Annotated in this window: 24 protein-coding genes, 1 tRNA gene and 2 pseudogenes; 14 read left to right on the top strand and 13 right to left on the bottom strand. The window is 70.4% G+C overall.

Going from position 1 to position 26,432, the window contains the following annotated elements:
* Position 1: 1 nt before the first annotated feature.
* The gene (locus QWI33_RS10845) at positions 2 to 1,237 is read right to left on the bottom strand and encodes an ROK family transcriptional regulator (RefSeq protein WP_289955482.1); all 1,236 of its coding nucleotides are present in this window, start codon (positions 1,235 to 1,237) and stop codon (positions 2 to 4) included.
* A gap of 116 nt (positions 1,238 to 1,353) precedes the next feature.
* Here QWI33_RS10845 and QWI33_RS10840 point away from each other — a divergent pair, with 116 nt between their 5' ends.
* The 4 genes from QWI33_RS10840 (at position 1,354) to QWI33_RS10825 (ending at position 5,810) form a co-directional block, all read left to right on the top strand.
* Positions 1,354 to 2,718, top strand: coding sequence for an extracellular solute-binding protein (locus QWI33_RS10840; protein WP_289955480.1), 1,365 nt, complete (start codon positions 1,354 to 1,356; stop codon positions 2,716 to 2,718).
* Positions 2,715 to 3,704 (top strand): carbohydrate ABC transporter permease, encoded by a 990-nt coding sequence (locus tag QWI33_RS10835; RefSeq protein ID WP_289955479.1) that lies wholly within the window; start codon positions 2,715 to 2,717, stop codon positions 3,702 to 3,704. Before QWI33_RS10840 ends, QWI33_RS10835 begins: the two co-directional genes overlap by 4 nt.
* On the top strand, positions 3,704 to 4,540 hold the full coding sequence (locus QWI33_RS10830) for a carbohydrate ABC transporter permease (protein WP_289955477.1): 837 nt from the start codon (positions 3,704 to 3,706) through the stop codon (positions 4,538 to 4,540). Before QWI33_RS10835 ends, QWI33_RS10830 begins: the two co-directional genes overlap by 1 nt.
* A 439-nt stretch (positions 4,541 to 4,979) precedes the next feature.
* Positions 4,980 to 5,810, top strand: coding sequence for an SDR family NAD(P)-dependent oxidoreductase (locus tag QWI33_RS10825; RefSeq protein ID WP_289955476.1), 831 nt, complete (start codon positions 4,980 to 4,982; stop codon positions 5,808 to 5,810).
* Between the two features lie 10 nt (positions 5,811 to 5,820).
* On the opposite strand, the gene QWI33_RS10820 is transcribed toward QWI33_RS10825, so the two are convergent.
* Together QWI33_RS10820 and QWI33_RS10815 are read right to left on the bottom strand one after the other, a co-directional pair.
* Positions 5,821 to 7,464: an N-acyl-D-amino-acid deacylase family protein gene (locus tag QWI33_RS10820; protein ID WP_289955644.1), complete on the bottom strand. Its 1,644-nt coding sequence runs from the start codon at positions 7,462 to 7,464 to the stop codon at positions 5,821 to 5,823.
* Positions 7,465 to 7,503: 39 nt separating this feature from the next.
* Positions 7,504 to 7,911, bottom strand: a complete 408-nt coding sequence (locus tag QWI33_RS10815) for a RidA family protein (protein ID WP_289955474.1) — start codon at positions 7,909 to 7,911, stop codon at positions 7,504 to 7,506.
* A gap of 35 nt (positions 7,912 to 7,946) precedes the next feature.
* Between QWI33_RS10815 and QWI33_RS10810 the strand changes: the two genes are divergently transcribed.
* Complete coding sequence (locus QWI33_RS10810) at positions 7,947 to 9,170, top strand: type III PLP-dependent enzyme domain-containing protein (RefSeq protein WP_289955472.1); 1,224 nt, start codon at positions 7,947 to 7,949, stop codon at positions 9,168 to 9,170.
* A gap of 20 nt (positions 9,171 to 9,190) precedes the next feature.
* On the opposite strand, the gene QWI33_RS10805 is transcribed toward QWI33_RS10810, so the two are convergent.
* Positions 9,191 to 9,598 (bottom strand): (deoxy)nucleoside triphosphate pyrophosphohydrolase, encoded by a 408-nt coding sequence (locus QWI33_RS10805; RefSeq protein ID WP_289955471.1) that lies wholly within the window; start codon positions 9,596 to 9,598, stop codon positions 9,191 to 9,193.
* 426 nt (positions 9,599 to 10,024) lie between these two features.
* Here QWI33_RS10805 and QWI33_RS10800 point away from each other — a divergent pair, with 426 nt between their 5' ends.
* Positions 10,025 to 10,381, top strand: coding sequence for a hypothetical protein (locus QWI33_RS10800; protein ID WP_289955469.1), 357 nt, complete (start codon positions 10,025 to 10,027; stop codon positions 10,379 to 10,381).
* A gap of 120 nt (positions 10,382 to 10,501) precedes the next feature.
* Here the strand turns inward: QWI33_RS10800 and QWI33_RS10795 are convergent, their stop codons facing one another.
* The 3 genes from QWI33_RS10795 to QWI33_RS10785 form a co-directional block, all read right to left on the bottom strand.
* On the bottom strand, positions 10,502 to 11,299 hold the full coding sequence (locus tag QWI33_RS10795; protein ID WP_289955467.1) for an SDR family NAD(P)-dependent oxidoreductase: 798 nt from the start codon (positions 11,297 to 11,299) through the stop codon (positions 10,502 to 10,504).
* Positions 11,300 to 11,462: 163 nt separating this feature from the next.
* Positions 11,463 to 12,536: a redox-regulated ATPase YchF gene (ychF, locus tag QWI33_RS10790; RefSeq protein WP_289955465.1), complete on the bottom strand. Its 1,074-nt coding sequence runs from the start codon at positions 12,534 to 12,536 to the stop codon at positions 11,463 to 11,465.
* A 126-nt stretch (positions 12,537 to 12,662) separates the two neighbouring features.
* Positions 12,663 to 13,085 (bottom strand): hypothetical protein, encoded by a 423-nt coding sequence (locus QWI33_RS10785; protein ID WP_289955463.1) that lies wholly within the window; start codon positions 13,083 to 13,085, stop codon positions 12,663 to 12,665.
* 126 nt (positions 13,086 to 13,211) lie between these two features.
* On the opposite strand from QWI33_RS10785, the gene QWI33_RS10780 reads away from it, so the two are divergent.
* From QWI33_RS10780 to QWI33_RS10770, 3 genes and pseudogenes are all read left to right on the top strand, one after another.
* A complete protein-coding gene (locus QWI33_RS10780; RefSeq protein WP_289955462.1) occupies positions 13,212 to 13,793 on the top strand; it encodes a TetR/AcrR family transcriptional regulator in 582 nt (193 codons plus the stop codon).
* Between the two features lie 51 nt (positions 13,794 to 13,844).
* The gene (locus tag QWI33_RS10775) at positions 13,845 to 14,294 is read left to right on the top strand and encodes a MarR family winged helix-turn-helix transcriptional regulator (RefSeq protein WP_289955460.1); all 450 of its coding nucleotides are present in this window, start codon (positions 13,845 to 13,847) and stop codon (positions 14,292 to 14,294) included.
* Between the two features lie 12 nt (positions 14,295 to 14,306).
* Positions 14,307 to 14,600: pseudogene (locus tag QWI33_RS10770) on the top strand (Ohr family peroxiredoxin); the annotation flags it as partial.
* Positions 14,601 to 14,672: 72 nt separating this feature from the next.
* Here the strand turns inward: QWI33_RS10770 and QWI33_RS10765 are convergent.
* From QWI33_RS10765 to sdhC, 3 genes and pseudogenes are all read right to left on the bottom strand, one after another.
* Positions 14,673 to 15,431: pseudogene (locus tag QWI33_RS10765) on the bottom strand (succinate dehydrogenase/fumarate reductase iron-sulfur subunit); the annotation flags it as partial.
* Positions 15,428 to 17,329, bottom strand: coding sequence for a fumarate reductase/succinate dehydrogenase flavoprotein subunit (locus QWI33_RS10760; RefSeq protein ID WP_289955456.1), 1,902 nt, complete (start codon positions 17,327 to 17,329; stop codon positions 15,428 to 15,430). The gene QWI33_RS10760 and the pseudogene QWI33_RS10765, both read right to left, overlap by 4 nt.
* A gap of 12 nt (positions 17,330 to 17,341) precedes the next feature.
* Entirely contained in the window at positions 17,342 to 18,145 is an 804-nt protein-coding gene (gene sdhC / locus QWI33_RS10755; protein ID WP_289955451.1) for a succinate dehydrogenase subunit SdhC, read from the bottom strand.
* 167 nt (positions 18,146 to 18,312) lie between these two features.
* On the opposite strand from sdhC, the gene mshB reads away from it, so the two are divergent.
* From mshB to QWI33_RS10740, 3 genes are all read left to right on the top strand, one after another.
* Positions 18,313 to 19,233: an N-acetyl-1-D-myo-inositol-2-amino-2-deoxy-alpha-D-glucopyranoside deacetylase gene (gene mshB / locus QWI33_RS10750; RefSeq protein ID WP_289955449.1), complete on the top strand. Its 921-nt coding sequence runs from the start codon at positions 18,313 to 18,315 to the stop codon at positions 19,231 to 19,233.
* A 42-nt stretch (positions 19,234 to 19,275) separates the two neighbouring features.
* Positions 19,276 to 19,953 (top strand): MgtC/SapB family protein, encoded by a 678-nt coding sequence (locus QWI33_RS10745; RefSeq protein WP_289955448.1) that lies wholly within the window; start codon positions 19,276 to 19,278, stop codon positions 19,951 to 19,953.
* 93 nt (positions 19,954 to 20,046) lie between these two features.
* A complete protein-coding gene (locus QWI33_RS10740; protein ID WP_289955446.1) occupies positions 20,047 to 20,415 on the top strand; it encodes a hypothetical protein in 369 nt (122 codons plus the stop codon).
* 98 nt (positions 20,416 to 20,513) lie between these two features.
* On the opposite strand, the gene QWI33_RS10735 is transcribed toward QWI33_RS10740, so the two are convergent.
* A tRNA-Arg gene (locus QWI33_RS10735) sits at positions 20,514 to 20,590 on the bottom strand.
* 413 nt (positions 20,591 to 21,003) lie between these two features.
* Here QWI33_RS10735 and QWI33_RS10730 point away from each other — a divergent pair.
* Complete coding sequence (locus QWI33_RS10730) at positions 21,004 to 22,008, top strand: M48 family metallopeptidase (RefSeq protein ID WP_289955445.1); 1,005 nt, start codon at positions 21,004 to 21,006, stop codon at positions 22,006 to 22,008.
* A gap of 50 nt (positions 22,009 to 22,058) precedes the next feature.
* Here QWI33_RS10730 and QWI33_RS10725 read toward each other — a convergent pair whose 3' ends face one another.
* On the bottom strand, positions 22,059 to 23,399 hold the full coding sequence (locus QWI33_RS10725; RefSeq protein ID WP_289955443.1) for a dipeptidase: 1,341 nt from the start codon (positions 23,397 to 23,399) through the stop codon (positions 22,059 to 22,061).
* A gap of 39 nt (positions 23,400 to 23,438) precedes the next feature.
* Between QWI33_RS10725 and QWI33_RS10720 the strand changes: the two genes are divergently transcribed.
* On the top strand, positions 23,439 to 24,239 hold the full coding sequence (locus tag QWI33_RS10720) for an SURF1 family cytochrome oxidase biogenesis protein (RefSeq protein ID WP_289955441.1): 801 nt from the start codon (positions 23,439 to 23,441) through the stop codon (positions 24,237 to 24,239).
* Here QWI33_RS10720 and QWI33_RS10715 read toward each other — a convergent pair.
* Positions 24,223 to 26,394, bottom strand: coding sequence for a transglycosylase domain-containing protein (locus QWI33_RS10715; RefSeq protein WP_289955440.1), 2,172 nt, complete (start codon positions 26,392 to 26,394; stop codon positions 24,223 to 24,225). The two genes, QWI33_RS10720 and QWI33_RS10715, sit on opposite strands and share 17 nt — an antisense overlap.
* Positions 26,395 to 26,432: the final 38 nt, after the last annotated feature.

Below are 26,432 nucleotides of genomic sequence, written 5' to 3'. Positions count from 1 at the left end.
CCTATCGCCCGCCGGCGGTCGTATCGCCCGGCTGCGCGCCGGGTTCGGTGAGGTCGACCAGGGCCGAGGCGAGGCCGGGGCGCTCGCGGAGGATGAGGGCCGCGCCGCCGACGGCGCCGGCGCGGGCGCCGAGGTCGAGGGCGGCGGGGACGACGTCGACGTCGCGCACGAGGGTGAGCGCGTACCTGCGGATCGCGGTGCGCAGGGGGTCGAGGAGCACTTCGCCGGCGCGGGCGAGCTCGCCGCCGACGACGATGCGCTCGGGGTTGAGCAGGTTGCAGAGGCTGGCCAGGACGCGGCCGGTCATCTGTCCGACGTCGGCGAGCACGCCTTCGCACGCGCGGTCGCCCGCCGCCGCGGCGGCGAGCACGTCCTCCACGGTCGCCTTGGCGCCCAAGTGGGGCCGCAGCGCGGTGAGGACGGCGGGGATGCCGGCGTGGAGGACGAGGCAGCCGCGGTTGCCGCACGGGCACGCCGGTCCGTCCACATTGATCGAGGTGTGGCCGAGTTCCCCGGCGGCGCCGACCGCGCCGCGGAAGACCCGGCCGTCGAGGATGAGCCCGGCCGCGATGCCGCTGGACAGGCCCACGTACATGAGGTCGCGCACGCCCCGGCCCGCGCCGCTGTAGGCCTCGGCCACGGCCTCGAGCCGGGTGTTGTTCTCGATGGCCACGGGCAGGCGGAGGCGTCGCTTGAACTCGTCCGCGGCGTGCACATGGGACCACGGCTGGTCGGGCAGCGAGGTGGAGACGATGCCGGTGGCCTGCTCGATGGGGCCGGGCAGGCCGACGCCCGCACCCACGATCCGGCCCCGGTCGAGCGCGTGCTCGCCGATGAGCCGGTCGAGGAGGTCGGCGGCGACGTCGATGCGCTCGGCCCAGCCCAGGTCGGGGTCCACGGCCCGCCCGGCGCCCGCGATCTCGTTGTGCGCCAGGTCGGAGAGGTGCACCCAGACGTGGTCGAAGGTGAAGTCGAGGCCGAGCGCGACGGCCGCGCCGGGATTGACCGCGAGGGTCTCCTTGGCGCGGCCGTCCCCGTGGGGGTCGCCGTCCCGTTCGATTACGAGACCGCGCGCCATCAGGTCGGTGACGATCGTCGACACGGTCGTGCGCGAGAGGTCGGCGCGGCGGGCCAGCTCGGCGCGGTGCGTGGGTCCCTTGCGCAGCAAGAGGGTCAGCAGCCGTTCCTGGTTCGCGCGGCGCAGTGACTGGAGTGATCCGCTCTTCGTCCGGGGCATGAGCCGATCATACAGGCGGTCCAACAATCTGTGTCAAGACTATTGACGTACTTATGTGACGAGGGCTAGCCTTCGTCCACAGACTTTCGTACCCCTTCCCTGAAAGGCGAAAACCCATGCGTGGATCCCTCGGGACGCCGGTGTCCCAGGCACCCTTGACCCGCCGCAACCTCATGCGCGGCACGGCCCTCGGCGCGGCGGCCGCCGCCGGAGCCGGAACCCTCACCGCCTGCGCCCCCTCCGCAGGCGGCGGCGCCGGCGGCAAGACGACGCTGACGATCATGGCGCCGGAGAACGAGTTCAGCCCCGAATTCCTCAAGACCGCGGAAGCGCAGCTCGACCTCACGATCAAGCGCGTCGAAGTCGACAACACCAAACTCACCGCCATGCTCGCCAGCGGCACCGCGCCCGACCTGGTCCGCGGCCTCGGCGCCGTCGAGACCCCCTACTTCGTCGCCCGCGACCTCGCCCTCGACCTCGACGACTACTTCGCCTCCAGCGAACTGCTCAAAGCGGACGACCTCGACCCGGTCAACGACGTCTGGCGCTACGACGGCACCGTCCAAGGCCAAGGCCCCCGCTACGGCATGGCCAAGGACTACTCCCAGGACGCCATGTTCTGGTACAACACCGCCCTCTTCGACGCCGCCGGCCTCGCCTACCCCTCCGAGACCGAACCCGTCACCTACGACGCATGGCTCGACATGGGCAGAGAACTCACCCAGAAGGACGGCGGCACCACCACCGTCTACGGCCTCTCCGCCGGCGGCCTCGGCCTGTTCATCAGCCTCGCCAACATGACCGCCTCCGCCGGCGGCAGCCTCCTCTCCGAAGACCTCGGCACCGTCGACTTCTCCTCGCCCGAAGCGCAGCAGACGCTCACCTGGTACCTCGAATACGCCCGCGCCAAAGTCGGATTCTCACCCGTGGAACCCAACCCCGACGGCTGGGACTGGCCCCCCTACCAGACCGGACGCCTCGCCCAGACCTGGTCCGGCTACTGGTTCGGCGGCGCGATCGCCGCCGAACCCGAACTCGCCGCGACGTCCCGCCTCGCCCCCGCCCCCACCATGGGCGGCGAGCGCATCAGCCCCTGCTTCGGCGCCACCGGCTACTGGATCCCCAAGGCCTCCAAGCACCACGACGACGCCTGGCGGCTCTTCGAATGGTTCATGGGCGGCGACCCGGCCAAAGAACGCGCCGCCGGAGGATGGGGCCTGCCGAGCCTCCTCTCCCTCCGCGCCGACCTCCCCACCGGCACCCCCGCCCAGGAGCAGGCCCTCGCCGCCGCCGAAGCCGAAGCCGACTACTTCAAGGTCCTGTCCTTCTCCCCGTACGTCAAGGTCGAGGCGCTCGACGCGGTCCTCAACCAGTACCTGCCCGACGCGATCAACGAAGGAGTCTCGGCCGGCGCGCTGGCCGACACGCTCAACACCGACATGCAGGCGCTCCTGGACGAAGGCAAGGAGCTGGTGAAGTGACCGCGACGCTGCCGGCGTCGCGAGCGACGCCCCCCGCGGCACCGGCCCGGCCCCGCCGCACCCGGGGCCGGGCCGGGCAGCGGACGCGGACGTTCTACCTGTTCGTCGGCCCATGGATCGCCGGGTTCGTGCTCCTGACGCTGTTCCCGCTGGGCTACGCGTTCTGGATGAGCCTCACCAACACCGACGGGCTCTCACCGAACTGGTCCTATGTGGGACTCGACAACTACGTGCGGGTCTTCCAGGACCAGCAGACCCTCGCGTCCCTCGGGCGCACCGGGATCTTCATGCTCGCCACCGTGCCCACCGGCGTCGCCGCCGGCCTGGTCATGGCGGTCATGCTCAACCGCGACTTCAAGGGCCGGACGCTCTTCCGCGCCCTGTTCTACCTGCCGGCCGTGGTGCCCGGCGTGGCCGCCGCACTGACCTTCAAGATCATCTTCGACAAGAACGCCGGTGCGGCCAACGCCGTCGTCGGCGCCGCCGGCGGCGAACCGGTCTCGTGGCTGGCCGACCCGTACACCCGCTTCGTGCTCATCCTGATGATCCTGTGGGGCGTCGGCGGCTCGATGATCATCTCCCTCGCCGCCCTGCAGGACGTGCCGAGGGAACTCCTCGAAGCAGCCAAAGTAGACGGCGCGAGTCCGGCCTACTCGTTCTTCAAGATCACCCTGCCCCTGCTCAGCCCCATCATCTTCTTCCAGGTCGTCACCGGCGTCATCGGATCGCTCCAGGTCTTCGTGCCCTCGCTGCTGCTCGCACCGGTCAACGGCCCCGCCGCGGTCACGGCCGTGCCGGAGGGCAACTACCTGTTCATGGTGCACGTCTACGCCGAGTACTTCGCCAAGAGCCACTTCGGGTACGCCTCGGCCCTGCTGTGGGTGCTGTTCCTGTTCGTCCTGCTCATCACCGGCATCGTGTTCAAGATCGGGAACCGCGCCGTCTTCTACGGCGGCGTCGACCCCACCGAGCGGAAGGAGGGCTGATGAACGTCGACATCGCGCGCCGAGCCCGCCTCACGGCCCTGTACCTCACGCTGATCACGCTCGCCGTGATCTTCTCCGGGCCACTCGGCTGGCTCGTCCTCACCTCGCTGAAGGCCCCGGACGAGCTCTCGGTCTTCCCGATCCAGCTGTTCCCCGCGACCCCGCAGTGGCACAACTACATCGACGCCCTGACCTTCATCGACTACCTCGGCTACGCCCGCAACTCGCTGATCCTCGCCACGATCACGTCGGTGCTGACCACCGTCTCGTCGGCGTGGATGGCGTACGGGTTCGCGCGGCTCTCGGCCCCCGGCAAGAAGTTCTGGTTCGGCCTCTTGATCTCCACGATGATGATGCCCGGCATCATCACGCTCATCCCCACCTACCTGATGTTCGCCAAGGCCGGGCTGGTCGACACCTACGTGCCGTGGATCCTGTGGGGCCTGTGCGGCGCCGCGTTCATGGTCTTCCTGTTCCGCCAGTTCTTCGCGGGCATCCCGAAGGAGCTGGAAGAGGCGGCGATCCTCGACGGGTGCGGCCATGTGCGGATCTTCTGGCAGGTCTTCATCCCGCAGTCCGGACCGATCCTGGCCGCCTGCATGGTCCTGACCTTCACCGCCAGCTGGGGCGACTTCATCGCCCCGAGCCTGCTGCTCAGCGATGAGACCACGACCCTGGCGGTGAAGATGACCGCCGGATACGTCAACGAGAAGGGCTTCCCGATCCAGAACCTGCTCGCGGCCGGCAGCACCATGTTCATCCTGCCCGTACTGCTGATGTTCCTGTTCTTCCAGCGGTTCTTCGTGCAGGGCTTCTCGACCTCCGGCCTGAAGTAGGCGGCTCGACGCGATCGGCTTGCAGTGAAAGGCGTCCGGCGCGCCGCTCGCCGAAGCCCGCTTCGCGAGCATCGGCGCAGTCGTCTCGGCGGGGCGCCGGTGCCGTGCCGAAGTGGCGGGGCGCCGGTGCGAGACCGGGGCGGCGGAACGGAAGAGGGGGCAAGCCTCCGTTCCGCCGCCCCTCAGCCTGCCGGGGGCCAGCGGCGCGACCCGGCTGCCGCCCTCGGAAAGACGACGCTCCCGCCGAGTCCGGGGAGCGGCACCGCACTCGAACGAGCCGCCGTTCAGATGCCACCCCTCCCGGGGCGGCCGCACCTCGTCGCGACGCCGTCGAACGGTGTGTGTCGTGCTTCATAGCGGCCTTCTGTCAGGGATTCGGCGCCCGTCCGGTTCAAGTACCGAACGCACGTCATCCACTGATGCAGAAGGAGACACCACCATGAGCAAGGTCTGGTTCGTCACCGGTTCGTCCCGCGGCCTCGGCCGCCAGTTCGTCGAAGCCGCCCTCTCGCGCGGCGACAAGGTCGCCGCCACCGCCCGGGGCGTCGAGGGCTTCGGCGGCCTCGTCGAGACGTACGGCGACGCGGTCCTGCCCCTCGCGATGGACGTCACCGACCGGGCCGCGGTCTTCTCGGCCGTCGAGCGCGCCGTCGGGCACTTCGGGCGCATCGACGTGGTCGTGAACAACGCCGGGTACGCGCAGATCGGCGCCGTCGAAGAGCTCTCCGAGGCCGAGCTGCGGGACCAGATGGAGACCAACGTGTTCGGCGCCGCCTGGGTCGTCCAGGCCGTGCTGCCGCACCTGCGCGAGCAGGGCAGCGGGCGGATCTTCCAGCTCTCCTCGGCCGCGGGCCTCATCACCGTCCCGCTCGGCGCGGCCTACAGCGCCTCCAAGTGGGCCCTCGAAGGCTTCAACGAGGCGCTCGCCAAGGAGGTAGCCGAGTTCGGCATCAAGGTGACCATCATCGAGCCCGGCGGGTTCGCCACCCGGCAGGGTGAGAACCCCGACCCGATGAACAACGGCCACATGGCCGAGAAGCTCCCCGCGTACGACGCCCTGCGCGAACGCCTCGCCGGGTTCGCGGGCAAGCAGCCCGCGGGCGACCCGGCCGCCGCCGCGCAGGCGCTCCTCACCCTCGCCGACCACGACGACCCGCCCGTGCGGATCCTGTTCGGCACCGGCTTCTACCCGATGGTCCAGCAGGCCTACGCCGACCGGCTCAAGACCTGGGCCGACTGGGAGGACCTCGCCGTCGCGGCGCAGGGGTGACCCGGCCTCCTCAGCGAGTGAGCGAGGGGCGGCGGATCGAACGGCCCGACAGGGCGTCGGTCCGCCGCCCGTCCTCGATCGCCAAGGCGCCGTTGACGAACACGTAGGGGATGCCGGCGGCCTGCTGCCTGGGTTCGGCGAACGTAGCGCGGGCGTCCACGGTCTGCGGGTCGAACAGGACCAGGTCCGCCGCGAAGCCCTCCCTCACGAGGCCCCGGTCGTTCAGCCCGAGTACCGCTGCGGGCCTTCCGGTCAGGTGGGCCACGCACTCCTCGATCCCCATGAGGCCGAGTTCGCGGGTGTAGTGGCCGAGGTAGCGGGCGAACGAGCCCCAGGCGCGCGGGTGGATCTTGTCGCCCGCGAGCACGCCGTCGGTCGATCCGGTGTGGACGCCGTGGCGCATGATCGCGCGGACGTTCTCCTCATTGCCCACGTGCATGAGGCAGGCGGTCCCGAACTCGTCGCGCTCGACGAGGTCGAGGAAGAACGCCGAAGCGGGCCGCTCCCCGGCGGCCTCGCTCACGCGGAGGCCGACCAGGTCGCGCAGCTCCGGTTTCGCGACCCCGGCGATCTCGATCTTCGACCAGTCGACCGGGACGCCGTTCGCGCCGTCGGTGCCCTCGACGTCGAGTTCGCGGATGATCCGCGCCCGCAGCTCGGTGCTGCGGAGCCGCTCGGTCAGGGCCCCGTAGCCTCCGGCGACCGACCAGCTCGGCAGCAGCGCCGCGAGCATCGTCATGCCCGGCAGGTACGGGTACGTGTCGAGGCTGATCGGCAGCCCTTCGTCGAGCCCTTCGTCGACGAGCTTGAGGAGTTCGGCGGCGCGGCCCTCGTTGACGCCGTAGTTCAGGGTGGCGTGGGCGAGGTGCAGGGCGCAGCTCGCCCCGCGGCCGATTTCGATCATCTCCGCGTAGCCCTCCATCGCGCCCGCGCCGTAACTGCGCTGGTGGGGGCCGAAGTAGCCGCCGTAGCTCGCGACCACCTTGCACAATTCGACCAGCTCGCCGGTCTTGCCGTACATGCCCGGCGCGTAGCTCAGCCCGGCCGAGAGGCCGAACGCGCCGTCTTCCATGCCTTGGGCGACCTGGGCTTTCATGGCCTCGAGTTCGGCGGGGGTCGGTTCGCGGTCGTCCCAGCCCATGGCGAGCATCCGCACCGTCCCGTGGGGGACGAGGTAGGCGGCGTTGGTGGGGATGCCGCGGTTGTCGATGCCTCGGTCGAGGCGGTCGAGGTACTCGCCGACGGTGCGCCAGTCGTAGTCGACGTCGAGGCGGCCGTTCCATGCGGCGATGGCCTCCCACATCTGCGGGGCGGTGGTCTCGTCGACCGGCGCGTAGGAGAGGCCGTCCTGGCCGAGCACTTCGAGGGTGCAGCCCTGGCCGAGCTTCGCGAGGTGGTCGTGGTCGGCGAGGACGGCGAGCTCGGAGTGGGCGTGCATGTCGATGAACCCGGGGGCGAGGACGAGTCCTTCGGCGTCGATGACGCGGGCGCCGTCGAGCTGGGCGCTGTCGTGTTGGGCACGGTCGAGCCGAGCACTGTCGTGACGGTCGGCGCGGATGGCCGCGATGCGGCCGTCCTTGACGCCGACGTCGGCGCGGAACCGGGGCGAGCCGGTGCCGTCGGCGACCTCGGCTCCCCGGATCACGATGTCCATTGCGGCCACTCGGCGCCCTCCCTCGTTCGGCACGGAGCGTCAGTCTATGCAGGCCAGGGCGTCGATCTCCACCAGCATCTCGGCCCTCGGGAGGGTGCAGATCACGGTGGTGCGGGTCGGGAACGGCACGCCCGCGGGGGTCTTCTCGGTCAGGAACGCCTCGTAGACCTCGTTCATCGCGGCGAAGTCGGCGCGGTCGGCGAGGTACACCCGGAGGGTCATCACGTCGCCGATGCCGGCGCCGCCGGCTTCGAGGATCGCGGCGACGTTCTCCAGGGTGCGGCGGGTCTGGGCCCGCACGTCACCGGGGTGGAGGTACGCGCCGGTGGCCGGATCGACGGGTCCCTGGCCGGAGACGGCGAGCAGCGGTCCCTTGCGGACGCCCTGGGGGAAGGCGTGGGCGGGGGCCGGGGCGGCCGTGGTGTGGATCGCGATCTTCTCGGTCATATAGTAAAGATACATTCCAATTAAGGAGGTGGGCCATGGACGAGACCCGGCTGCGCGCCCTCCACGACGAGGTCCTCGACTGGCGCCACAAGGGCGTTCCGGCCTCGGCTCACGGCCTGACGATCGCCGAGTGGATCGCTTCGGGGCCCCCCACCCCCACCCTCCCCACCCCCGTCGTGACGCTCTCGGCGCAGGCCCTTGAGCACAACCTCCTTTCCATGGCCTCCTGGTGCGCCGAGCGGCGCCTTTCGCTCGCCCCTCACGGCAAGGCCACGATGGCCCCCCAGCTCTGGCGGCGCCAGCTCGATGCCGGCGCCGCCGCGATCACCGTCGCCAACCTCTTCCAAGCCGGTGTGGCCCACCGGTTCGGCGTGCCCCGGATCCTCATCGCCAACGAGATCGCCGACCCTGCCGCGGCCGTCCGACTAAGCCTATGGGCCGGTGAAGGGGCCCGCATGTGTCTTTTTTCCGATTCCGAGGTGCCGAAAGTCAGGGTTTCGGAGGCGGCGGCTACGTCGATCGACGTACTCGTCGAGCTCGGCGCGACGGGCGGCCGGGCCGGGGCGCGGGGGATCGAGGCCGCGCTCAAGGTCGCCGCCGGTGTCGAAGCCGCCCCGAACCTGCGGCTCGCGGGCGTCGCTGGATACGAGGGCGCGGTGGCCTCCGGGACCGGCGCGGCCGACCTGGCGGCCGTCGACGACTACCTCGGCGACCTCGCGACCCTGTTCGCGGCCTTGGACTTCGAGACCGACAGGCCGGTCGTCAGCGCCGGCGGCAGCGCCTACTTCGACCGGGTCGCCGCCGTGCTCGGCCCGCTCGCCCCCCGCGCCGAAGTGCTCCTGCGCTCGGGCTCCTACCTCGTCCACGACCACGGCTGCTACGCCCGCACCACCCCCGTGGCCCGCGGCGGCGACGGACCGGTCCTGCTGCCCGCACTGCGCGCGCGGGCGACCGTCCTCTCCCGACCGGAGCCCGGCCTGGCGATCCTCGACGCCGGCCGCCGCGACCTCCCGTTCGACCAGGACCTTCCGATCCCGCTGCGACATAACGGAAGCGGGGCATGGGACGCGACCGCCGCGCGGTGCCCGCAGATCAGCGACCAGCACCTGCACCTCACCGGCGCCGAAGGACTGGCCGTCGGCGACGTGGTCGAACTCGGCCTCTCCCACCCCTGCACCGCCTTCGACAAGTGGCGCCTCATCCCCGTCGTCGACGACGAGACCGGCCTGGTGGTCGACGCGGTGCACACCTTCTTCTAGGGGCGGCTTCTAGAGGCGGTTCAGGAGAGCAGCTCCCGGAGCGTGTCGACGGCCGGGCGGTTGCCCGGGAGCCACGGCACGGAGTCGAGTTCGCCGGGGGCGAGCCACCGCAGCTCCGCGTGCTCCTTGGCGTGCGGTTCGCCCTCGGTGAGGTCCGCGAAGTAGACCCGCAGCAGGTACCTCCCGTTGCCGGTCGCGAGATCGCCGCCCACGCGCTCGCCGACCGCGATCTCGACGCCGAGCTCTTCGCGGCACTCGCGCGCCAGCGCCTCGGCCTCGGTCTCGTCCGGCTCGACCTTGCCGCCGGGGAACTCCCAGAGCCCGGCGAGTTCGGGCGGGTAGGCGCGGGCGGCGGCGAGGATGCGGTGCCCGGCGCGGATCGCGGCGCCGACGACGACCCTCGGCGGCTCAGGACGCGGTTCGTTCACCGCAAGAGCTTATCGGCGCCGCGGTGTCGTCCAGGCTTCGCGGCCGTTGCCGGTTTGAGGGCGTTTCGTTATCTTTCGCGCGTCAGATTACGAACAGTGATCACTAGTGAGCAACGTGTTGTTCATACGTTCGGATGATGTTGCGTCGCCCCTACGGTCAGGAATCGTGTCCACCAGCACAAAACCAGACAAGAACTGTCCCGCGGAAGCCGGTATTACCGATTAATCCCATTTGCCGGTCTGGACAGAAACTGGGAGACGCGCAAGACTCGGTTCAGAAACGATAAAGATCCGGCGACAATTCAGACACGAAGCCCCCGTGTCCGTCGGAGCCGAATCAGACCACCTTACTGATCGGCCGCCGCCCTGCCTAGGCAGGGCACCGCTTTGCCGGTCGCGGCCAGGACGAAATGGCGACGGTGCCATATGGGGAGAACGGAGCAAGACGACAACGTGCTGCTGGATGCACTGAGGGAGCTCAATGGTTGGGTAGCGGATGATGCCGGCCGCCTGTCGCGGTCGCTGCCGCTCGACGATTCCCAGCACGCGGAGCTCGCCGAACACATCAAGATCTTCGCCGACACGCTCGGCGTCAGGCCGGACGTCTCGCGCACCGATGAAGCCACGCTCATCGTGCTCGCCAGCGAAGGCGGGTTCAGTCTCACCGACGTGACCTTCGCGGGCCGCGTCGAGACCGCCTACATCACCATCGCAGGAGAGCTCGCGGCACAGCAGGACCCGAGCTCCAAGGGCCGCTTCCGCTGGCTCAGACGGGGCGAATGACCCGAACCGCACGGCGGATCGCCGGGGACCCCACCTCCCCGCCGGTCCGCCTTCTTCATGCCCGGGCACGCCTGCACTGACGCGAATGGCGCGGCACGCTCACGGCATGGCCGCGCCCTCTCAGGAGGGCACCACGGCCTCCGGGTCGTGGCCCTGCGCCGAGCGGGCGCCGTCGACCGGCAGCACGGCGCCGCTGATGAACGACGACTGCTCCGAGAGCAGGAACGCCACCGTGTCGGCCACCTCGCCCGCCTCGCCCGCCCTGCCGAGCGGATGCAGCTCCTGCATGGCCGCCTCGACCTGCGCGTACACGGCCGTACCGGAGTCCTCCAGCGCCCGCAGCCGCTCGGTCGCCACCGACCCGAGCGCGAGCGCGTTCACCCGCACGTTCCAAGGGCCGTAATCGACCGCCAGCGCCCGCGTGAGGCCCTCGATCGCGGCCTTGGCGGTCGCGTAGGGCAGCGCTCCGCGCACGGCCCGCTGCGCCTGATGGGACGAGATGTTGACGATGCTCCCGGGGACACCCTGGACGCGGAACGCGGCCACTGCGGCGGCCGACCCGGCCAGGCACGGCTGGAGGTTGCGCCGGACCAGCTCCGCGACGGCCGCACCGCCCGCCTCGTGGAGCCAGGCGTCGCGGAACACCGCGGCGTTGTTGACCCAGCCGGTGAGCGCGCCGAGGGATTCGGCGGCGGCGACGGCCCGCGCGGCGACGGCGTCGTCGCCCGCGTCGCCCACGACCACCCAGGCCCGGCTCTCGCTGATGGCCTCGTCGAGCCATTCGAGCTGCTCGTCGTGCAGCTCGATGACGACGACCGCGCGGTCGTCGCCGAGGAGCCGTTCGGTGATCGCCCTGCCGATGCCCTGCCCGCCGCCGGTCACGACCGCGACTTCCCGCTGTCTCGGCTCACGCTGCATGGCCCACCTCCGAATCGAAGACGCCGCGACCGAACGTCGCGGCGTCAGATTCCTTAGTGCTCAAGGAAAGGCGTGTTTAAACCTGGGCACGGCGGGATTGCCGTGCCTCGGAGCCCGAAGGCGCTGCCGCGCACGGGGTCTGCGTTCCCGGAAGTGGCGAGGTCTACACGTTGAAGCGGAACTCGACCACGTCGCCGTCGGCCATGACGTAGTCCTTGCCCTCCATGCGGACCTTGCCGGCGGCTTTGGCGGCCTGCATGGTGCCGGCCTCCATGAGGTCGTCGTAGGAGACGATCTCGGCCTTGATGAAGCCGCGCTGGAAGTCGGTGTGGATCTCGCCGGCGGCCTCGGGGGCGGTCGCGCCGCGCGGGATGGTCCACGCCCGGGTCTCCTTCGGGCCCGCGGTCAGGTAGGTCTGGAGGCCCAGCGTGTGGAAGCCGACGCTCGCGAGGCGGTCCAGGCCCGGCTCGCTCTGGCCGGTGGACTCCAGCATCTCGCGGGCCTCGTCGGGTTCCAGGTCGACCAGTTCGGACTCGAACTTGGCGTCCAGGAGCACCGCGTCGGCGGGCGCGACGAGGGCGCGCAGCTTGGCGGCCAGCGCTTCGTCGCCGACCTGGTCCTCGTCGACGTTGAACACGTAGATGAACGGCTTGGCCGTCAAGAGGTGCAGGTCGTAGAGGTGCTCGGTGTCGAGGCCGGCGGCGAACACGGTCTTGCCGCCGTCGAGGACCTCCTGGGCCTGCTTGACCGCGGCCACCTTCGGGGCCTTGGTCTTGTCCATGCGCGCTTCCTTCTCGAGGCGCGGCAGGACGTTCTCGATGGTCTGGAGGTCCGCGAGGATCAGCTCGGTGTTGATGGTCTCGATGTCGTCGATCGGGGAGACGCGGCCGTCGACGTGGGTGACGTTGCCGTCCTCGAAGACCCGCACGACCTGTGCGATGGCGGAGCATTCGCGGATGTTGGACAGGAACTTGTTGCCCTTGCCCGCGCCTTCGGAGGCGCCCTTGACCAGGCCCGCGATGTCGACGAAGGTCACGGTCGCGGGGAGGATCTTCTCCGAGTCGTAGACCTCGGCCAGCTTCGGGAGCCGGGCGTCCGGGACGGCGACGACGCCGACGTTCGGCTCGATGGTCGCGAACGGGTAGTTCGCCGCGAGGATCTCCGAGCGGGTCAGCGCGTTGAACAGCGTGCTCTTGCCGACGTTGGGCAGGCCGACGATACCGATGCTGAGTTTCACGAGGGTCAAGTCTAGGCGGGCCCGTGGCGCCGTTGCACGGCGCGCGCGAGGATGGAGTGGGGGCCCACGCCCCGGCGGGGGCCGGGCGGCTGGTTCGGCGTGGCCGGGGCGCGGGACCCGGCTCTGTCAGGCGAGCAGCAGGCCGATGCCGAGGGTCACGACGCCGAGGGCGAGGCTCGCGGCGCCGACGAGGACGATCGCGATGAACCTGTTCGGCGCGGTGCGGCCCGCACCCGCCATGGCGGCGAAGAACCCGCCGGACATGAGGACGGCGGCGGTGGGGATCGCGATGCGGGCGGTCCAGCCCCAGAAGCCGTCGAGGCCGGTCGCGTCGGCGAGGATCAGGCTGACGAGGCTGAGGATGACGAGGACGCCGGCGTGGGCGTGCCCGGCGCGGGAGAAGGACTTCTGGAAGTCGGTGAGCGGGACCTTGCCTGCGGCGATCCTGAGCAGGAACATGCCGCCGAACTCGATGGTGACGATGGTGAGCAGGCCGATCCCGGCGATGATGCGGGAGGCGTCGCTCAGGGCGAGAGTGGACTCGAACATCAGGGGCTTCCAATCGTGTGTGGTGTGGAACCCAACGTACGCCCCGGTCTTGACAGTGTCAAGTTAGTTGCCTCGGTGGCCGCAGTGGTGTTTGACACTGTCAAGATCCGCGCTACAGTGGCTCTCGTGACCGATCGCTACCACCACGGCGACCTGCGCCGGGCCCTCATCGACGCCGCCGTGGCGTCCATCGCCGAGACCGGGCCGAGCGCGCTGAGCCTGCGCGCCGTCGCCAAGCTGGCGGGCGTCTCGCACGCCGCGCCGGCCCACCACTTCGGCGACAAGGCCGGGCTCCTGACCGCCGTCGCCGCCGAGGGCTACGACCGCTTCGCCGACGCGCTCGACACCGCCTGGGCGGCCACGGGCGACTTCGTCGAGGTCGGGATCGCCTACGTGCGCTTCGCCATCGACAACAAGGCGTATTTCGAGACGATGTTCCGACCTGAACTGCTCCATGAGGACGATCCCGACCTCGCCCGCGCCGAGGCCCGCTCGCGCGCCGCGCTCGTGCGCGGCGCGGGGGATGCGAAGCCCGGGCCGGACGGGGCGCCGCCGGACTTCAACGCGAGCGCGCTGGGCGCGTGGTCGCTCGTCCACGGCTTCGCCGGACTGCTCATGACCGGCAACTTCCCGCCCGCGGTGGTCGCCGATCCCGAAGGCGCCCTGCGGGAGATCGGGCGGCACGTCCGCTTCGGCCCGATTGACTAGTGGCTCACAACTAGATTGCGCACAACTTAGTTGTGCGCTATGTTCGTGTGCATGGACAAGACACCCCGGCTCCGGGAGCAGGCCTGCTTCGCGCTGTACACCGCCTCCCGCGCGGTCATCGGCCTGTACCGGCCGATGCTCGACCAGCTCGGGCTGACCTACCCGCAGTTCCTGGTCCTCATGGCGCTGTGGGAGACCGACGGCCTCACCGTGACCGCCCTCGGCGACGCGCTCCAGCTCGACTCCGGCACCGTCTCCCCGCTGCTCAAGCGGCTCGAGGCCGCCGGGTTCGTCGAGCGCCGCCGCGGTGCGGACGCCGGCGACGAGCGCCGCGTGACCGTGCACCTCACCGAGGCCGGGGCCGCGCTCGAGAGCCGCGGCTGCGAGGTCACGCAAGTGGTCGGCGGCGCCTCCGGGATGTCCTATGAGGAGCTGGTCGCCTTGCGCGACAAGCTCAACGAGTTCACCGAGTCCATCCGCACCCGCGAGACCACCGAGTGAGAAGGAGACACCATGAAGGCGCTTTACACTGCCCATGCCGTTTCGACCGGCGAAGGCCGCAACGGCCACGTCACCGGCGGCGACGGCCTCATCGACTTCGACGTCCGCATGCCGCCCGAGCTCGGCGGCCCCGGCGGCGCCCCCAACCCCGAGCTGCTGTTCGCCGCCGGCTACGCGGCCTGCTTCCACAGCGCGCTCCAGAGCATCGCCCGCTCGGCGAAGGTCGACCTCGGCGCCTCCGAGGTCCAGGCCAGCGTCGGCATCGGCAAACTGGACGGCGGCGACGGCTTCGGCCTGAACGCCATCCTCGAGGTCTCCATCCCCGGCCAGCCCCGCAGCATCGCCGAAGGCCTCGTCGCGCAGTGCCGGTCAGCCCGGCTGCCCGCTCTTCCCCTTGCGGAAGATCTTGCGGCCCAGCCACACCAGCGGGTCGTAGCGGTCCCCGGCGACGCGCTCCTTCATCGGGATGATCGCGTTGTCGGTGATCCTGATGTGCTCGGGGCACACCTCGGTGCAGCACTTCGTGATGTTGCACAGGCCCAGGCCCTGGTCGTCCTGCGCCTGCTCGCGGCGGTCACCGCGCGCGTCCAGCGGGTGCATGTCGAGCTCGGCGGCCCGGATGAACAGGCGCGGGCCCGAGAACGGCGGCTTGTTCTCCTCGTGGTCGCGCACCACGTGGCAGGTGTTCTGGCACAGGAAGCACTCGATGCACTTGCGGAACTCCTGGCTGCGCTCCACATCGACCTGCTGCATCCGGTACTCGCCCGGCTCCAGGCCCTCCGGCGGCGCGAACGCCGGCATCTGCCGGGCCTTCTCGTAGTTGAACGACACGTCCGTGACGAGGTCGCGCACCACCGGGAACGTCCGCAGGGGAGTGATGGTCACGGCCTCGCCCTCCTCGAAGAGGTTCATGCGGGTCATGCACATTAGCCGCGGCATCCCGTTCACCTCCGCCGAGCACGAGCCGCACTTGCCGGCCTTGCAGTTCCACCGCACCGCGAGGTCGGGCGCCTGCTCGGCCTGGATGCGGTGCACCACGTCGAGGATCACCTCGCCCTCGTTGACCTCGACGTCGAACTCGGCGAAGCCGCCGCCCTCGGCGTCGCCCCGCCACACCCGGAAGGTCCTCTCGCTCATCGGCTCTCCTCCTCTGTCGACGAGGACTGGTACTCCTCGGGGGTCATGTACTTCGCGAGCTCCGTCTGCTCGAACAGGCCGAGCAGCTCCGGCGTCATCGCCGGCACCGCCTGGCGCTCCAGCCGCACCCGGCCGTCCTCGAGCGAGGCCACCAGGTTCACCTTGCGCCACTGCGGGTCCATGCCCGGCGCGTCCTCGCGGGTGTGCCCGCCGCGCGACTCGTCCCGCTCCAGCGCGGCCATCGCGGTCGCGACCGAGCAGACGTACATGTTCCGCAGGTCCAGCGCCAGGTGCCAGCCGGGGTTGTAGGCCCGGCCGCCGATCGCGGTGACGTTCGCGATGCGCTCCTCCAGCGCCGCCAGTTCGGTCAGCGCCTCCTCGAGCTCGCCCGCGCGGCGGATGATCCCCACGAGGCGGCCGTTGATCTGCTGCATCGCGTCCTGCAGCGCGTACGGGTTCTCGCCGTCGTTCCCGAAGGGCCGCAAAGCGTCCTCCACGGCCGCCGCGATCGCCGCCTCAGCGAGCTCTGGAGGTTCCGTCGCCGAGGCGTGCGCGGCGGCGTACTCGCCCGCGCGCTTGCCGAACACCAGCAGGTCCGAGAGCGAGTTCCCGCCGAGCCGGTTCGAGCCGTGCATGCCGCCCGAGACCTCCCCGGCCGCGAACAGGCCCGACACCGCCGACGCGGTCGTGTCGGCGTCGACCTCGATGCCGCCCATGATGTAGTGGCAGGTCGGGCCCACCTCCATCGGCGCCGCCGTGATGTCCACATCGGCCAGCTCCTTGAACTGGTGGAACATCGACGGCAGGCGCTCGCGGATGTACTCGGCACTGCGCCGGGACGCGATGTCGAGGTACACGCCGCCGTGCTCGGTCCCCCTGCCCGCCTTCACCTCCGAGTTGATCGCCCGCGCGACCTCGTCGCGCGGCAGCAGCTCGGGGGGCCTGCGGTTGTGGTCGGGGTCGGTGTACCAGCGGTCGGCCTCCTCGGGGTTGTCGGCGTACTGCGCCTTGAACACCTCGGGGATGTAGTCGAACATGAACCGCACGCCGTCGGCGTTCTTCAGCACCCCGCCGTCGCCGCGCACCGACTCGGTGACGAGGATGCCGCGAACCGAAGGGGGCCAGACCATCCCGGTCGGGTGGAACTGGATGAACTCCATGTTGACCAGCTTCGCCCCGGCTCGCAGGGCCAGCGCGTGGCCGTCCCCGGTGTACTCCCACGAGTTCGACGTGACCTTGAAGGACCGCCCGATCCCGCCCGTGGCGAGCACGATCGCGGGGGCCGCGATCGCGATGAACCGGCCCGTGCCGCGCCGGTACCCGAAGGCGCCCTTGACCGCGCCGCCCTCGGTGAACAGCTCGGTGATCGTCGTCTCGTCGATGACCTGGAGCCGGTCGGGGCTCTCGCCCACCGCCTCGTCGTCCTGCTGGAGCGAGACGAGCTTCTGCTGGAGCGTGCGGATCAGCTCGAGCCCGGTGCGGTCGCCCACGTGCGCCAGGCGCGGGTACTCGTGGCCGCCGAAGTTGCGCTGGCTGATCTTGCCGTCGGCGGTCCGGTCGAACAGGGCCCCGTACGTCTCGAGCTCCCAGATCCGGTCCGGCGCCTCCTTGGCGTGCAGCTCGGCCATCCGGTAATTGTTGAGGAACTTGCCCCCGCGCATGGTGTCGCGGAAGTGGACCTGCCAGTTGTCGTTCGCGTTGACGTTCCCCATGGCGGCTGCGGCGCCGCCTTCGGCCATGACGGTGTGCGCCTTGCCGAACAGGGACTTGGAGATCACGATGACGCTCTTGCCCGCCAGCCGCGCCTCGACCGCGGCCCGCAGGCCCGCCCCGCCCGCGCCGATCACGAGGACGTCGCAGGCCAGGTGCTCGACCTCGGTGATGTCGTTGTCGCTCATGCCCATGCCCCTTTAACCGATGAACCGGAGGTCGGTGATCCAGCCGGCGGCGACGGCCATGACGTAGCAGTCCGTGAGCGCCAGCGACGCCAGGGTGATCCAGGCCCACATCATGTGGCGGCTGTTGAGAGCGCTGGAGAACGTCCACAGCCGGTACCGGACCGGGTGCTTCGAGAAGTGCTTGAGCCGCCCGCCCATCACGTGGCGGCAGGAGTGGCAGCCGAGGGTGTAGCACCACAGCAGCACCACGTTGGCCCACAGGATGACGTTCCCCAGGCCCAGGCCGAAGCCGTCGGGGGAGTGGAACGCCAGCACCGCGTCCCAGGTGTTCACCAGGGAGATTGCGACGGCCAGGTAGAAGAAGTAGCGGTGGAAGTTCTGCAGCAGCAGCGGGAACCGGGTCTCGCCGGTGTAGCGCGGGTGCCCGTCGGGGACGGCGCACGCGGGCGGGGAGAGCCAGAACGACCGGTAGTAGGCCTTGCGGTAGTAGTAGCAGGTGAGCCGGAACGCCAGCAGGAACGGCAGGCTCAGCGCCGCGTAGGGGATCAGCGGGTGGTCGGGGAGGAACCGTCCGAAGTGGGCGGATTCGGGGACGCAGCCCTCGGAGACGCAGGGGGAGTAGAACGGCGTCAGGTAGTGGTAGTCCGCGACCCAGTAGTCGCCTTGGTAGAAGACCCGGAACGTCGCGTACGCGACCCAGGCGGTAATGCCGAGCACCGTCAGGATCGGGCCCCGCCGCCAGTTGTCGGTCCGGAGGTTCCGCGCGGCTATGGCGGCCCGGGGCGACGAGACGGCACTGTCTTCGGTCGTGGTCATCAGCGCAGGATATCCCTGAACCTGTGACGTAAGTCCATGGGGTACATCACAATCGCGAGCATTATTCCGACTGGGGCTGTAGATTGCAAAGTTTCATTTGAAGCCTTGTCATGTCTCCTGCGGCGCAAGTGAACCGGGACGGCCCCGCGCTGGCTAGGCTTGCACCCATGAGCGCACGCGGCATCCGCCCACCCGTCACCCCCCACCGCCCTGACCGGAGCAGGCGCTCGATCCTTTTCGTCCACGCCCACCCCGACGACGAGACCGTCGGCACCGGCGCGACCGTCGCCCACTACGCCGCCCGCCCCGACGCGCACGTCACCATCGTCACCTGCACCCTCGGCGAAGAGGGCGAAGTCCGCGTCCCCCACCTCGCCGGCCTCGCCGCAGACCAAGCCGACCAGCTCGGCGGCTACCGCTACTGGGAGTACCGGCAGGCCACCGCCGCACTCGGCGTCCAGGACACCCACTTCCTCGGCGGCGTCGCCCGCTACCGCGACTCCGGCATGATGGGCCTGCCCTCCAACCGGCACCCGCGCGCGTTCTGGGGCGCCGACGTCGACGAGGCCGCCGCCGACCTCGTGGCGCTCATCCGCGACCGCACCCCCGAAGTCCTCGTCACCTACGACCCCGACGGCTTCTACGGCCACCCCGACCACATCCAGGCCCACCGCGTCGCCATGCGCGCCGCCGAACTCGCCGCCGACCCCGCCTGGCGCCCCGCGCTCGGCGCACCCCACGACATCCGCAAGATCTACTGGACCACCATGCCCCGCAGCATCATCGAAGCCCAGTTCGAGGCCTTCGCCAGCGCCACCGACAACCCCTTCGCCGACGCCGCCTCCGTCGACGACCTCCCCTTCGGCGTCCCCGACGACCAGATCCACGCCTGCGTCACCGGCGACCCCGCCCGCAAACGCGAGGCCATGGCCGCCTACGCCACCCAGATCGCCCCCGGCGACTGGCTCGACGTCCTCGGCGACAAACTCGGCGACGACGCGCTCGCCGCCGAGCACTACCGCCTCGTCAAAGGCGAGCCGGGCCCCGGTGACGGCGAACACGGCTGGGAGACCGACCTTCTGGCCTGACCTGGGATTCCGCGAGGCCCGAAAGGGGTACCCCGGGGAGTTATGGACCCTTGGACTTATCTCGGCCCCCTCGGACTCGCACTGCTGCTCGGCCTCGTCGTCGGCGCCGAACGCGAATGGCAGGGCAAGCCCGCCGGCATGCGCACGCACGCCCTCATCGCCGTCGGCACCTGCCTGTTCGTCCTCGCCGGCCGCTTCGGCTTCCCCGAGACCGTGCCCGGCACCGCCGGCGTCGACCCCGCCCGCATCGCCGCGCAGGTCGTCACCGGCATCGGCTTCCTCGGCGCGGGCGTCATCTTCTTCAACAAGAACATCGTCCACGGCATGACCACCGCCGCCTCCATCTGGTCCACCACCGCCATCGCCCTCGCCTGCGGCGCCGGCCTCTACTGGGCGGCCGTCGCCGTCGCCGTCGCGCAGCTCGCCATCGTCGCCGGACTCGCCCCCGTCGAGAACGCCCTCGCCCACCACGCGAGGCACGCCGGACGCCTCCAGGTCCGCTACACCAGCTCCGGCGCGCTGGCCGCGGTGATCGCCAAATGCACCGAAGAGGGGTACAAGGTCACCGAGATGCAGGGCGAGGACGGCGACGGCTACGAGCGGACCACCGACTTCGTCCTCTCCGGCCGCGGCCAGGTCGGCGAACTCACGGTGAAGCTCAGGACCATCGACGGCATCGAAAGCGTCAAGTACCACGAAGAGCAGTCGGACATCGTCTGAGGCGGGCACGGCCCGGCTAACGTCCAGCGATGAGCCCCGCGACCGCACGGGAACGGGGCCACCTCGGCTGGACATCGGACAAGGGGCACGACGTTGCGACCACACCACCTCGCCGCACCCGCCCTGGCGGCGATCGCGGCCGCCCTGCTCGCGGCATGCGGTGACGAACCCGCGCCCGCGATGACGACCACTGGCGAGCAGGTCGCCGAGAGCGTCGTCCGAACGCTGGAGGTGCAGACCGGCGTGGTGTTCGAGGCCGACTGCGGCGACGAGGAGGGCCTCGTCGTCGCCGACGACCTGGAAGTTCCCTGCACCGTGGTCGATCCCGCCACCGGCGTCGAGCAGGACGCCACCGCCGTCTTGGAGATCATCGGCCGCAACGAGGGATGGCGGACCAGGGTCGAGATTGCGGAAGGGCCGAGCGCCGCCAGTCCGACCGGCCCCGAGGGCGGATCCGACTAGGCGGCGTTCGAAGTCTGCTACGGGCGTTGCCACGAAGGCCCCAGAGGCGGGGATTGAGGCGGTGCAGGCTTGGTCGATAGGAGCGCTACCTGCGAGTCTGGCGCGCCCGGCAGGATTCGAACCTGCGACCATTGGATTAGAAGTCCAGTGCTCTATCCAGCTGAGCTACGGGCGCCGGGCGGGGCCGCACAGGGCGCCGCGCCAGCGCAAGAATACCTGGGCACCGGCCCGTGAGGGTACCGGGGAGTCCAGAAGAGGGCATGGATACGGGGCGTCGCAAGAACACCCCAAACGATTCTCCACGACGCCCCGGAATTGCTGACCCACATCAATGAGTAGTCCTTGCGAGCCTGAGTGTCAAGCGCCGCAGGGCGTGTTGACGCCGATTCGTTATCTCGCCCCCTTGTGGGCGGCAATGCCCGCTATGCGTCCGGACCGCTTGGGGCCCTTGCGGACTTCCAGGGTGAAATCCGGCACCGGCCTGCCGCCGCGGCGCGGATCGGCCTGGGGCCGTGCCGTTCGCGCGCAGCCGCCGCCGCTGGCGCGGCCGTGCCACACTTGCACCAGAGCCAACCGTGAGGAGCGGGCATGAGCGAGGACCAGTCACCGGGCGAACGCGGTCCGGTCGAGGCCAGGGACCAGGCTCGCGGGCCGGTCATCCTGCGCGGCATATCGACTCGGGCCTGGGAGCACCCCGCCGACCGGGGCGCGCTCGTCGCACTGCGGGAGCTGCGCGGCTTCGACATCGTCCTGCGCAAGGTCTCCGGGATGGTCTCCGAGCGGGCCCTGCGCCTGAGCCTCATGGGCTCCTCGATCCGCGTCGACCGCCACCAGTACTCCCGCGTCTACGAGGCCTACCAGCAGGTGGGCGCCGTGCTCGACGCCTCGGAGCTGCCGGAGCTGTACATCACGCGCGACCCCGACCTGGGCGGGATGTGCATCGGCATCGACAAGCCGGTGATCGTGATCAACTCCGGTTCGATCGAGCTGCTGGACGACGCCGAACTGAAGTTCCTGCTCGCGCACGAGCTGGGCCACGCCCTCTCCGGGCACGGGCTCTACCGCACGCTGCTGATGGTGCTGGTGCGGCTCACCACCTCGGTCGCCTGGATCCCGGTCGGCGTGGTCGGCCTGCGGGTCATCACCGCCGCGCTCTACGAGTGGAGCCGCAAGTCCGAGCTCTCGGCAGACCGGGCCGGCGTATTGGCGGTGCAGGACCCGGCCGCGGCCATCCGCGTGATGGCGAAGCTCGCCGGCGGGGGCGATCTGCACGATGTGGACACTGCGGCGTTCCTGGAGCAGGCCAAGGAGTTCGAGACCGGCGGGGACCTTCGCGACAGCTTCCTCAAGCTCATGCTGCTGGAGCAGCGCAGCCACGACTTCGCCGTCGCCCGCGCGGCCGCGGTCAAGTCGTGGATCGACGACGGCGAGTACCGCGAGTACCTCGCCGGCGACTATCCGAAGCGCGAGGACGACAAGGACGCGTCGATCGCGGCCGAGGCCAAGGCCGCCGCGAACTCGTACCGCCACGTCTTCCAGACCTCGGGCGACCCGCTCGCCAAGGTGCTGCGGAAGGTCCGCGAAGGCTTCTAGACGCACGGCAACGGGCCCGGTCCAATGAGGACCGGGCCCGTTCGCGTCCGCTAGCGCTTGAGCTTCTCCAGCAGGAGGGCCTCGGCCACGCAGACCCGCTCGAACATCGCGATGTCGAGCGACTCGTTGGGGCCGTGCGGGTTCGAGTACTGGTCCTCCACGCCCGTCACCAGGATCGCGGCCTCGGGGAACAGCTCCTGGAACGTGGCGATCATCGGGATCGAGCCGCCGACGCCGATCTCCACCGGCTCGGTGCCGTCCCAGGCCTCCGCGAACGCCGCGCGCGCGGCGTCGTAGGACGGGCCGGTCGCGTCGATCGAGCACGGGTCGCCAAGGCCGCCTTCGGGAGTCACCGTGACCTCGGCGCCCCACGGGGCGTTCGCCAGGAGGTGCTCCTCGACGGCCTTGAGCGCGTTCGCGGCCGAGTCGCCCGCCGCGAGCCGGAACGAGACCTTCGCGCGCGCCCGCGGCTGCAGCGCGTTCGCCGACTCCGCGGCGCCCGGCGCGTCGATGCCCAGCACGGTGGCGGTCGGCTTCGACCACAGGCGCTCGGTCAGCCGCCCGGTGCCGATGAACTCGGCGCCCGGCAGCATCCCCGCCTCATGGCGCAGCGCCGCCTCGTCGTAGTCGAGGTCCGAGCTGCGGCCGGTGACCAGGCCCGCGACGGCCACATCGCCGGCGTCGTCGTGCAGGGTCGCCACGAGCCGCGCCAGCGCGGTCAGCGCGTCCGGCACCGGCCCGCCGAAGAGCCCGGAGTGCACCGCGCCCTTGAGGACCGCGACCTCCACGTACACGTTGATGACGCCGCGCAGCGTCGTGGTGAGGGCCGGGACCTCGGTGCGCCAGTTCTGCGAGTCGGCGATGACCACCACGTCGGCGGCCAGGAGTTCCCGGTGCTCGCGCAGCAGCGCCTCGAGCGTGGGGGAGCCGAACTCCTCCTCGCCCTCGATGAGGAGCTTCACGCCCACGGGCGGCTTCCCGCCGTAGGCGCGCAGCGCGGCGACGTGCGCCATCACGCCGGCCTTGTCGTCGGCGACGCCGCGGCCGTACAGCCGCCCGTCCTTCTCGACCACGGTGAACGGGTCGGGCTGCTCCCACTTCGCGAGGTCGCCGACCGGCTGCACGTCCTGGTGGGCGTACAGCAGGACCGTCGGCTGGCCCGCGGGGGCGGGGAAGTGCGCGTACACGCTCGGCTGCCCGCCGCCGTGGGAGAGCTGGCGGGTCTCGGCCGCGCCGGCCTCCTCGAGGAGGCGCTGGACGGCGTTCGCGCCCTGGCGGACCGGCTCGTGGTCGAGTCCTTCGAAGGCGATCGCCGGGATCTTGACGAGGGCCTCCAGATCGGCGCGCACCGCGGGCATGGCGGCGCGCACCGCATTCACTACATCGCTCATGAGGCGCAAGTGTAGAGCGGGTCTAGACTCGGCGGCGTGATGCAGCGGTACCGATTCGTCCTCGCACCTCGCTGGCTCCTGCTGACGCTGGCGGGCCTGGTCGTGATGGTCGTGTGCGTGCTGCTCTCCCAGTGGCAGTGGGGCCGCGCGGTCGAGCGGGCGGCCGCGAACGACGTCATCGAGCACAGCCGCGAGGCCGCACCGCTCGACGCGACCCTGCCCCCCGGGGAGGGCCTGGACGACGACGTGCGCTGGACCCTCGTGGAGGCCACCGGCGTGTACGACGCCGAGAACGAGATCGTGCTGCGCGCCCAGACGAACAACAGCCTCAACGGCTTCGAGATCGTCACGCCGCTCGTCCTGGAGGACGGCACCGCGATCCTCGTCGACCGCGGCTTCGTGCCCTCCGAGAACACCGGCAGCGTCCCCGACTACCCCGAGGCGCCGAGCGGCGAGGTCACCGTCACCGGCCGCGTCTACGAGTACGAGGAGTCCAGCGGCGGCGTCAGCGAGACCGGCGGGCACCTCGAATCGCGCCGCCTGAGCATCGACATGCTCGGCCCGCACCTGGACTACGAGCTGCGCTCGGCGTGGATCGCCGACATCGAGCCGGCCGAGGGCTTCACCGCCCTGGAGACGCCCTCGTTCAAGGACTGGCAGAACTACTCGTACGCGGTCCAGTGGGCGCTGTTCGCGGCCATGGTCCCCCTCGGGTGGGTCGTCCTCGCGCGCCGCGAGCGCCGCGACATGGACACCGAGGACGCCGAAGCAACGGCAACGGCCCCCGGCGGTGAGCCGGAGGCCGCTGCGTCGTCCGAGGCGGTCAATCCCCGTACATGATGTCGTGTGACGGGGGTTTGAACTTGACCTCCTCCACGCCCTTCAAGGCGTCCCTGAAGATCTTCCCCGCCGTCTCCTTCGACTTGGTCGTGTTCGACTTGCCCACCGGGTTGAAGATGTAGTCCGGGTCGGCCATGAACGCCCCCACCGTCAACTGCGGCGTGTAGCCCAGGAACCACGAGGCCCGGTCGCCGTCCGTCGTACCGGACTTGCCCGCCACGGGCCTCCCGGCCAGTTCGCCCACGACCCGCGAGGTGCCCCAGGGCCCGCACTGCGCGCCCTTGCGCTCGGTCTCGGTGACGCACCGGCCGGCGTCGGTCGCGGCCCGCGCCACGTCCGCGTCCAGCTCCTGGTGGCAGCGCGGCGTGGCCGCGTCGAGTTCCTTGCCGTGGGGGTCGATGATGCGCATCGCCGGTATCGGCTCGCAGTAGAGCCCCTCGGCGGCGAGCGTGTTGAAGACGTTCGTCATCTCGATCGGCTGCACGTCCGAGACGCCCAGGGTGAACGGCCCCCAGCCCGAGCGCCGCTCCTCCGAGGCGTAGTACGCGTCGCCCTCGGAACGCCACTGCAGGCCCATCCGCTCGGCCATCTCCACGGCCTTGTCCGCTCCCACCCGGTCGATGAGCTGCGCGAAGTACGTGTTCACCGACATCCCGAACCCGGACCACATGTCGCGGGTGCCCGCCATCGCGGCCGAGCCGTTCTTCGGGCACCACCTGCCGCCGCACGCCGTGGTCGCCGAGACGAAGCTCGTCGCCACCCGGTTGGGGGAGTTGATGTTGTAGTCCAGCGGGTAGCCCGCGTCGAGCGCCGCGAGCATCGTGAAGACCTTGAACGTCGAACCGGCCTGGTAGCCGCCCTCCGCGCCGCCGCCGAGCACCGGGTTCACGGTGTTCGGGTAGTTGCCCTTGCGGTCGAAGGACGGGTTCGAGTGCGGGCCGTTGTGCTTCTGGTCGTACGAGAAGGTCCGGTTCAGGCCCATCGCCTTGATCCGGCCCGTGCCCGGCTCCATCACCACCGCGCCGTGCGCGAGCCTCGACTCCTGGCCCTTGGCGCTGTTGACGTGCTTGTTCGCCGTCTTCTGCAGCTCGGGGTCGAGCGTGGTGATGATCGTGTACCCGCCCTGGCGCAGCTCGCGCTCGCGCTCGGCCGGGGTCGCCCCGAAGGCGTCCTGCTCCCGCCACCAGCGGCGGAAGTAGTCGCAGAAGAACCCGAACTCGGTCGGCGTGCCCTGGATGCCGATGCACGAGTTCGGCGGGTCCGAGACCGCCAGCTCGATCGGCAGGCCGCGCACCTCTGAGGCGTCGCCCCGCGAGAGGTAGTCGATGTCGACCATCCGGTCGAGCACCCAGTTGCGGCGCTCCAGCGCCCTCGACTGGTCGGAGGTGATCGGGTCGTACGCCGAGGGGGCCTGCACGAGCCCGGCGAGCGTCGCCGACTCCTGGAGGTTCAGTTCGGACGGGTGCTTGGAGAAGTAGACCTGGGCGGCGGCGAAGATCCCGTACGCGTTGTGCCCGAAGTACGCCTGGTTGAGGTAGCGCTCGAGGATCTCGTCCTTGGTGAGCTGCTCCTCGACGGCCATCGCGAGGCGGGCCTCACGGAGCTTGCGGGTGGCGGTCTGCTCGGTGGCCTCGATGACCTCGTCGATGGACTCGGCGTTGAGCTGGAGCGCGCCGCGCACGTACTGCATGGTGATCGTGGAGGCGCCCTGCTCGACCCCGCCGGAGGAGTTGTTGGCGACCATGGCGCGCACGATGCCCCGGTAGTCGACGCCGTTGTGCGTGTAGAACCGGGCGTCCTCGGCGGAGACCATGGCCTGCTGCATGACGGGCGCGACCTCGTCGAGCGGGACGTGGCGGCGGAACTCGTCGTAGAAGAGGCTCACGAGCGTCTCGCCGTCGGCCGCGTACACGTACGAGGTCAGCGGCGGGTCGGTCTCGGTGACCTCCACGGAGAGCGTGTCGATCGAGTCGAAGCCGGCTTTCGCGCTCAAGCCGGCCATCGCGGCGAGCGGGAACACCAGGGCCGCGATCGCGAGCCCAGCGAGCAGGCTCGTGCGCAGCAGCGCGTACACGCCTTCGGCGGATGGTCCGGGTTCGTCGCTCCCATGTGCGGACAGTCCGGGCACACGGTGCTGGCGGGGTCGATCACGCATATATCCAGCCTAGGGCACATGGAGGGCCCCAAGGTGAA

The sequence above is a fragment of the Glycomyces tritici genome (genome assembly GCF_030403505.1).
The sequence above is the reverse complement of the archived record's forward strand: the minus strand, read 5'-3'. Positions and strand labels throughout refer to the sequence as shown.

Excerpts from the sequence above, each read along its gene's own strand:
- QWI33_RS10815 (WP_289955474.1), bottom strand. The coding sequence starts at position 7,911 with ATGACCGAGAAGATCGCGATCCACACCACGGCCGCCCCGGCCCCCGCC.
- QWI33_RS10775 (WP_289955460.1), top strand. The coding sequence starts at position 13,845 with ATGGACAAGACACCCCGGCTCCGGGAGCAGGCCTGCTTCGCGCTGTAC.
- QWI33_RS10745 (WP_289955448.1), top strand. The coding sequence starts at position 19,276 with ATGGACCCTTGGACTTATCTCGGCCCCCTCGGACTCGCACTGCTGCTC.
- QWI33_RS10845 (WP_289955482.1), bottom strand. The coding sequence starts at position 1,237 with ATGCCCCGGACGAAGAGCGGATCACTCCAGTCACTGCGCCGCGCGAAC.
- QWI33_RS10715 (WP_289955440.1), bottom strand. The coding sequence starts at position 26,394 with ATGCGTGATCGACCCCGCCAGCACCGTGTGCCCGGACTGTCCGCACAT.
- QWI33_RS10820 (WP_289955644.1), bottom strand. The coding sequence starts at position 7,464 with ATGGACATCGTGATCCGGGGAGCCGAGGTCGCCGACGGCACCGGCTCG.
- QWI33_RS10760 (WP_289955456.1), bottom strand. The coding sequence starts at position 17,329 with ATGAGCGACAACGACATCACCGAGGTCGAGCACCTGGCCTGCGACGTC.
- QWI33_RS10730 (WP_289955445.1), top strand. The coding sequence starts at position 21,004 with ATGAGCGAGGACCAGTCACCGGGCGAACGCGGTCCGGTCGAGGCCAGG.
- QWI33_RS10825 (WP_289955476.1), top strand. The coding sequence starts at position 4,980 with ATGAGCAAGGTCTGGTTCGTCACCGGTTCGTCCCGCGGCCTCGGCCGC.
- QWI33_RS10720 (WP_289955441.1), top strand. The coding sequence starts at position 23,439 with ATGCAGCGGTACCGATTCGTCCTCGCACCTCGCTGGCTCCTGCTGACG.
- QWI33_RS10840 (WP_289955480.1), top strand. The coding sequence starts at position 1,354 with ATGCGTGGATCCCTCGGGACGCCGGTGTCCCAGGCACCCTTGACCCGC.
- QWI33_RS10795 (WP_289955467.1), bottom strand. The coding sequence starts at position 11,299 with ATGCAGCGTGAGCCGAGACAGCGGGAAGTCGCGGTCGTGACCGGCGGC.
- QWI33_RS10725 (WP_289955443.1), bottom strand. The coding sequence starts at position 23,399 with ATGAGCGATGTAGTGAATGCGGTGCGCGCCGCCATGCCCGCGGTGCGC.
- QWI33_RS10830 (WP_289955477.1), top strand. The coding sequence starts at position 3,704 with ATGAACGTCGACATCGCGCGCCGAGCCCGCCTCACGGCCCTGTACCTC.
- QWI33_RS10800 (WP_289955469.1), top strand. The coding sequence starts at position 10,025 with ATGGGGAGAACGGAGCAAGACGACAACGTGCTGCTGGATGCACTGAGG.
- QWI33_RS10785 (WP_289955463.1), bottom strand. The coding sequence starts at position 13,085 with ATGTTCGAGTCCACTCTCGCCCTGAGCGACGCCTCCCGCATCATCGCC.
- QWI33_RS10810 (WP_289955472.1), top strand. The coding sequence starts at position 7,947 with ATGGACGAGACCCGGCTGCGCGCCCTCCACGACGAGGTCCTCGACTGG.
- mshB (WP_289955449.1), top strand. The coding sequence starts at position 18,313 with ATGAGCGCACGCGGCATCCGCCCACCCGTCACCCCCCACCGCCCTGAC.
- sdhC (WP_289955451.1), bottom strand. The coding sequence starts at position 18,145 with ATGACCACGACCGAAGACAGTGCCGTCTCGTCGCCCCGGGCCGCCATA.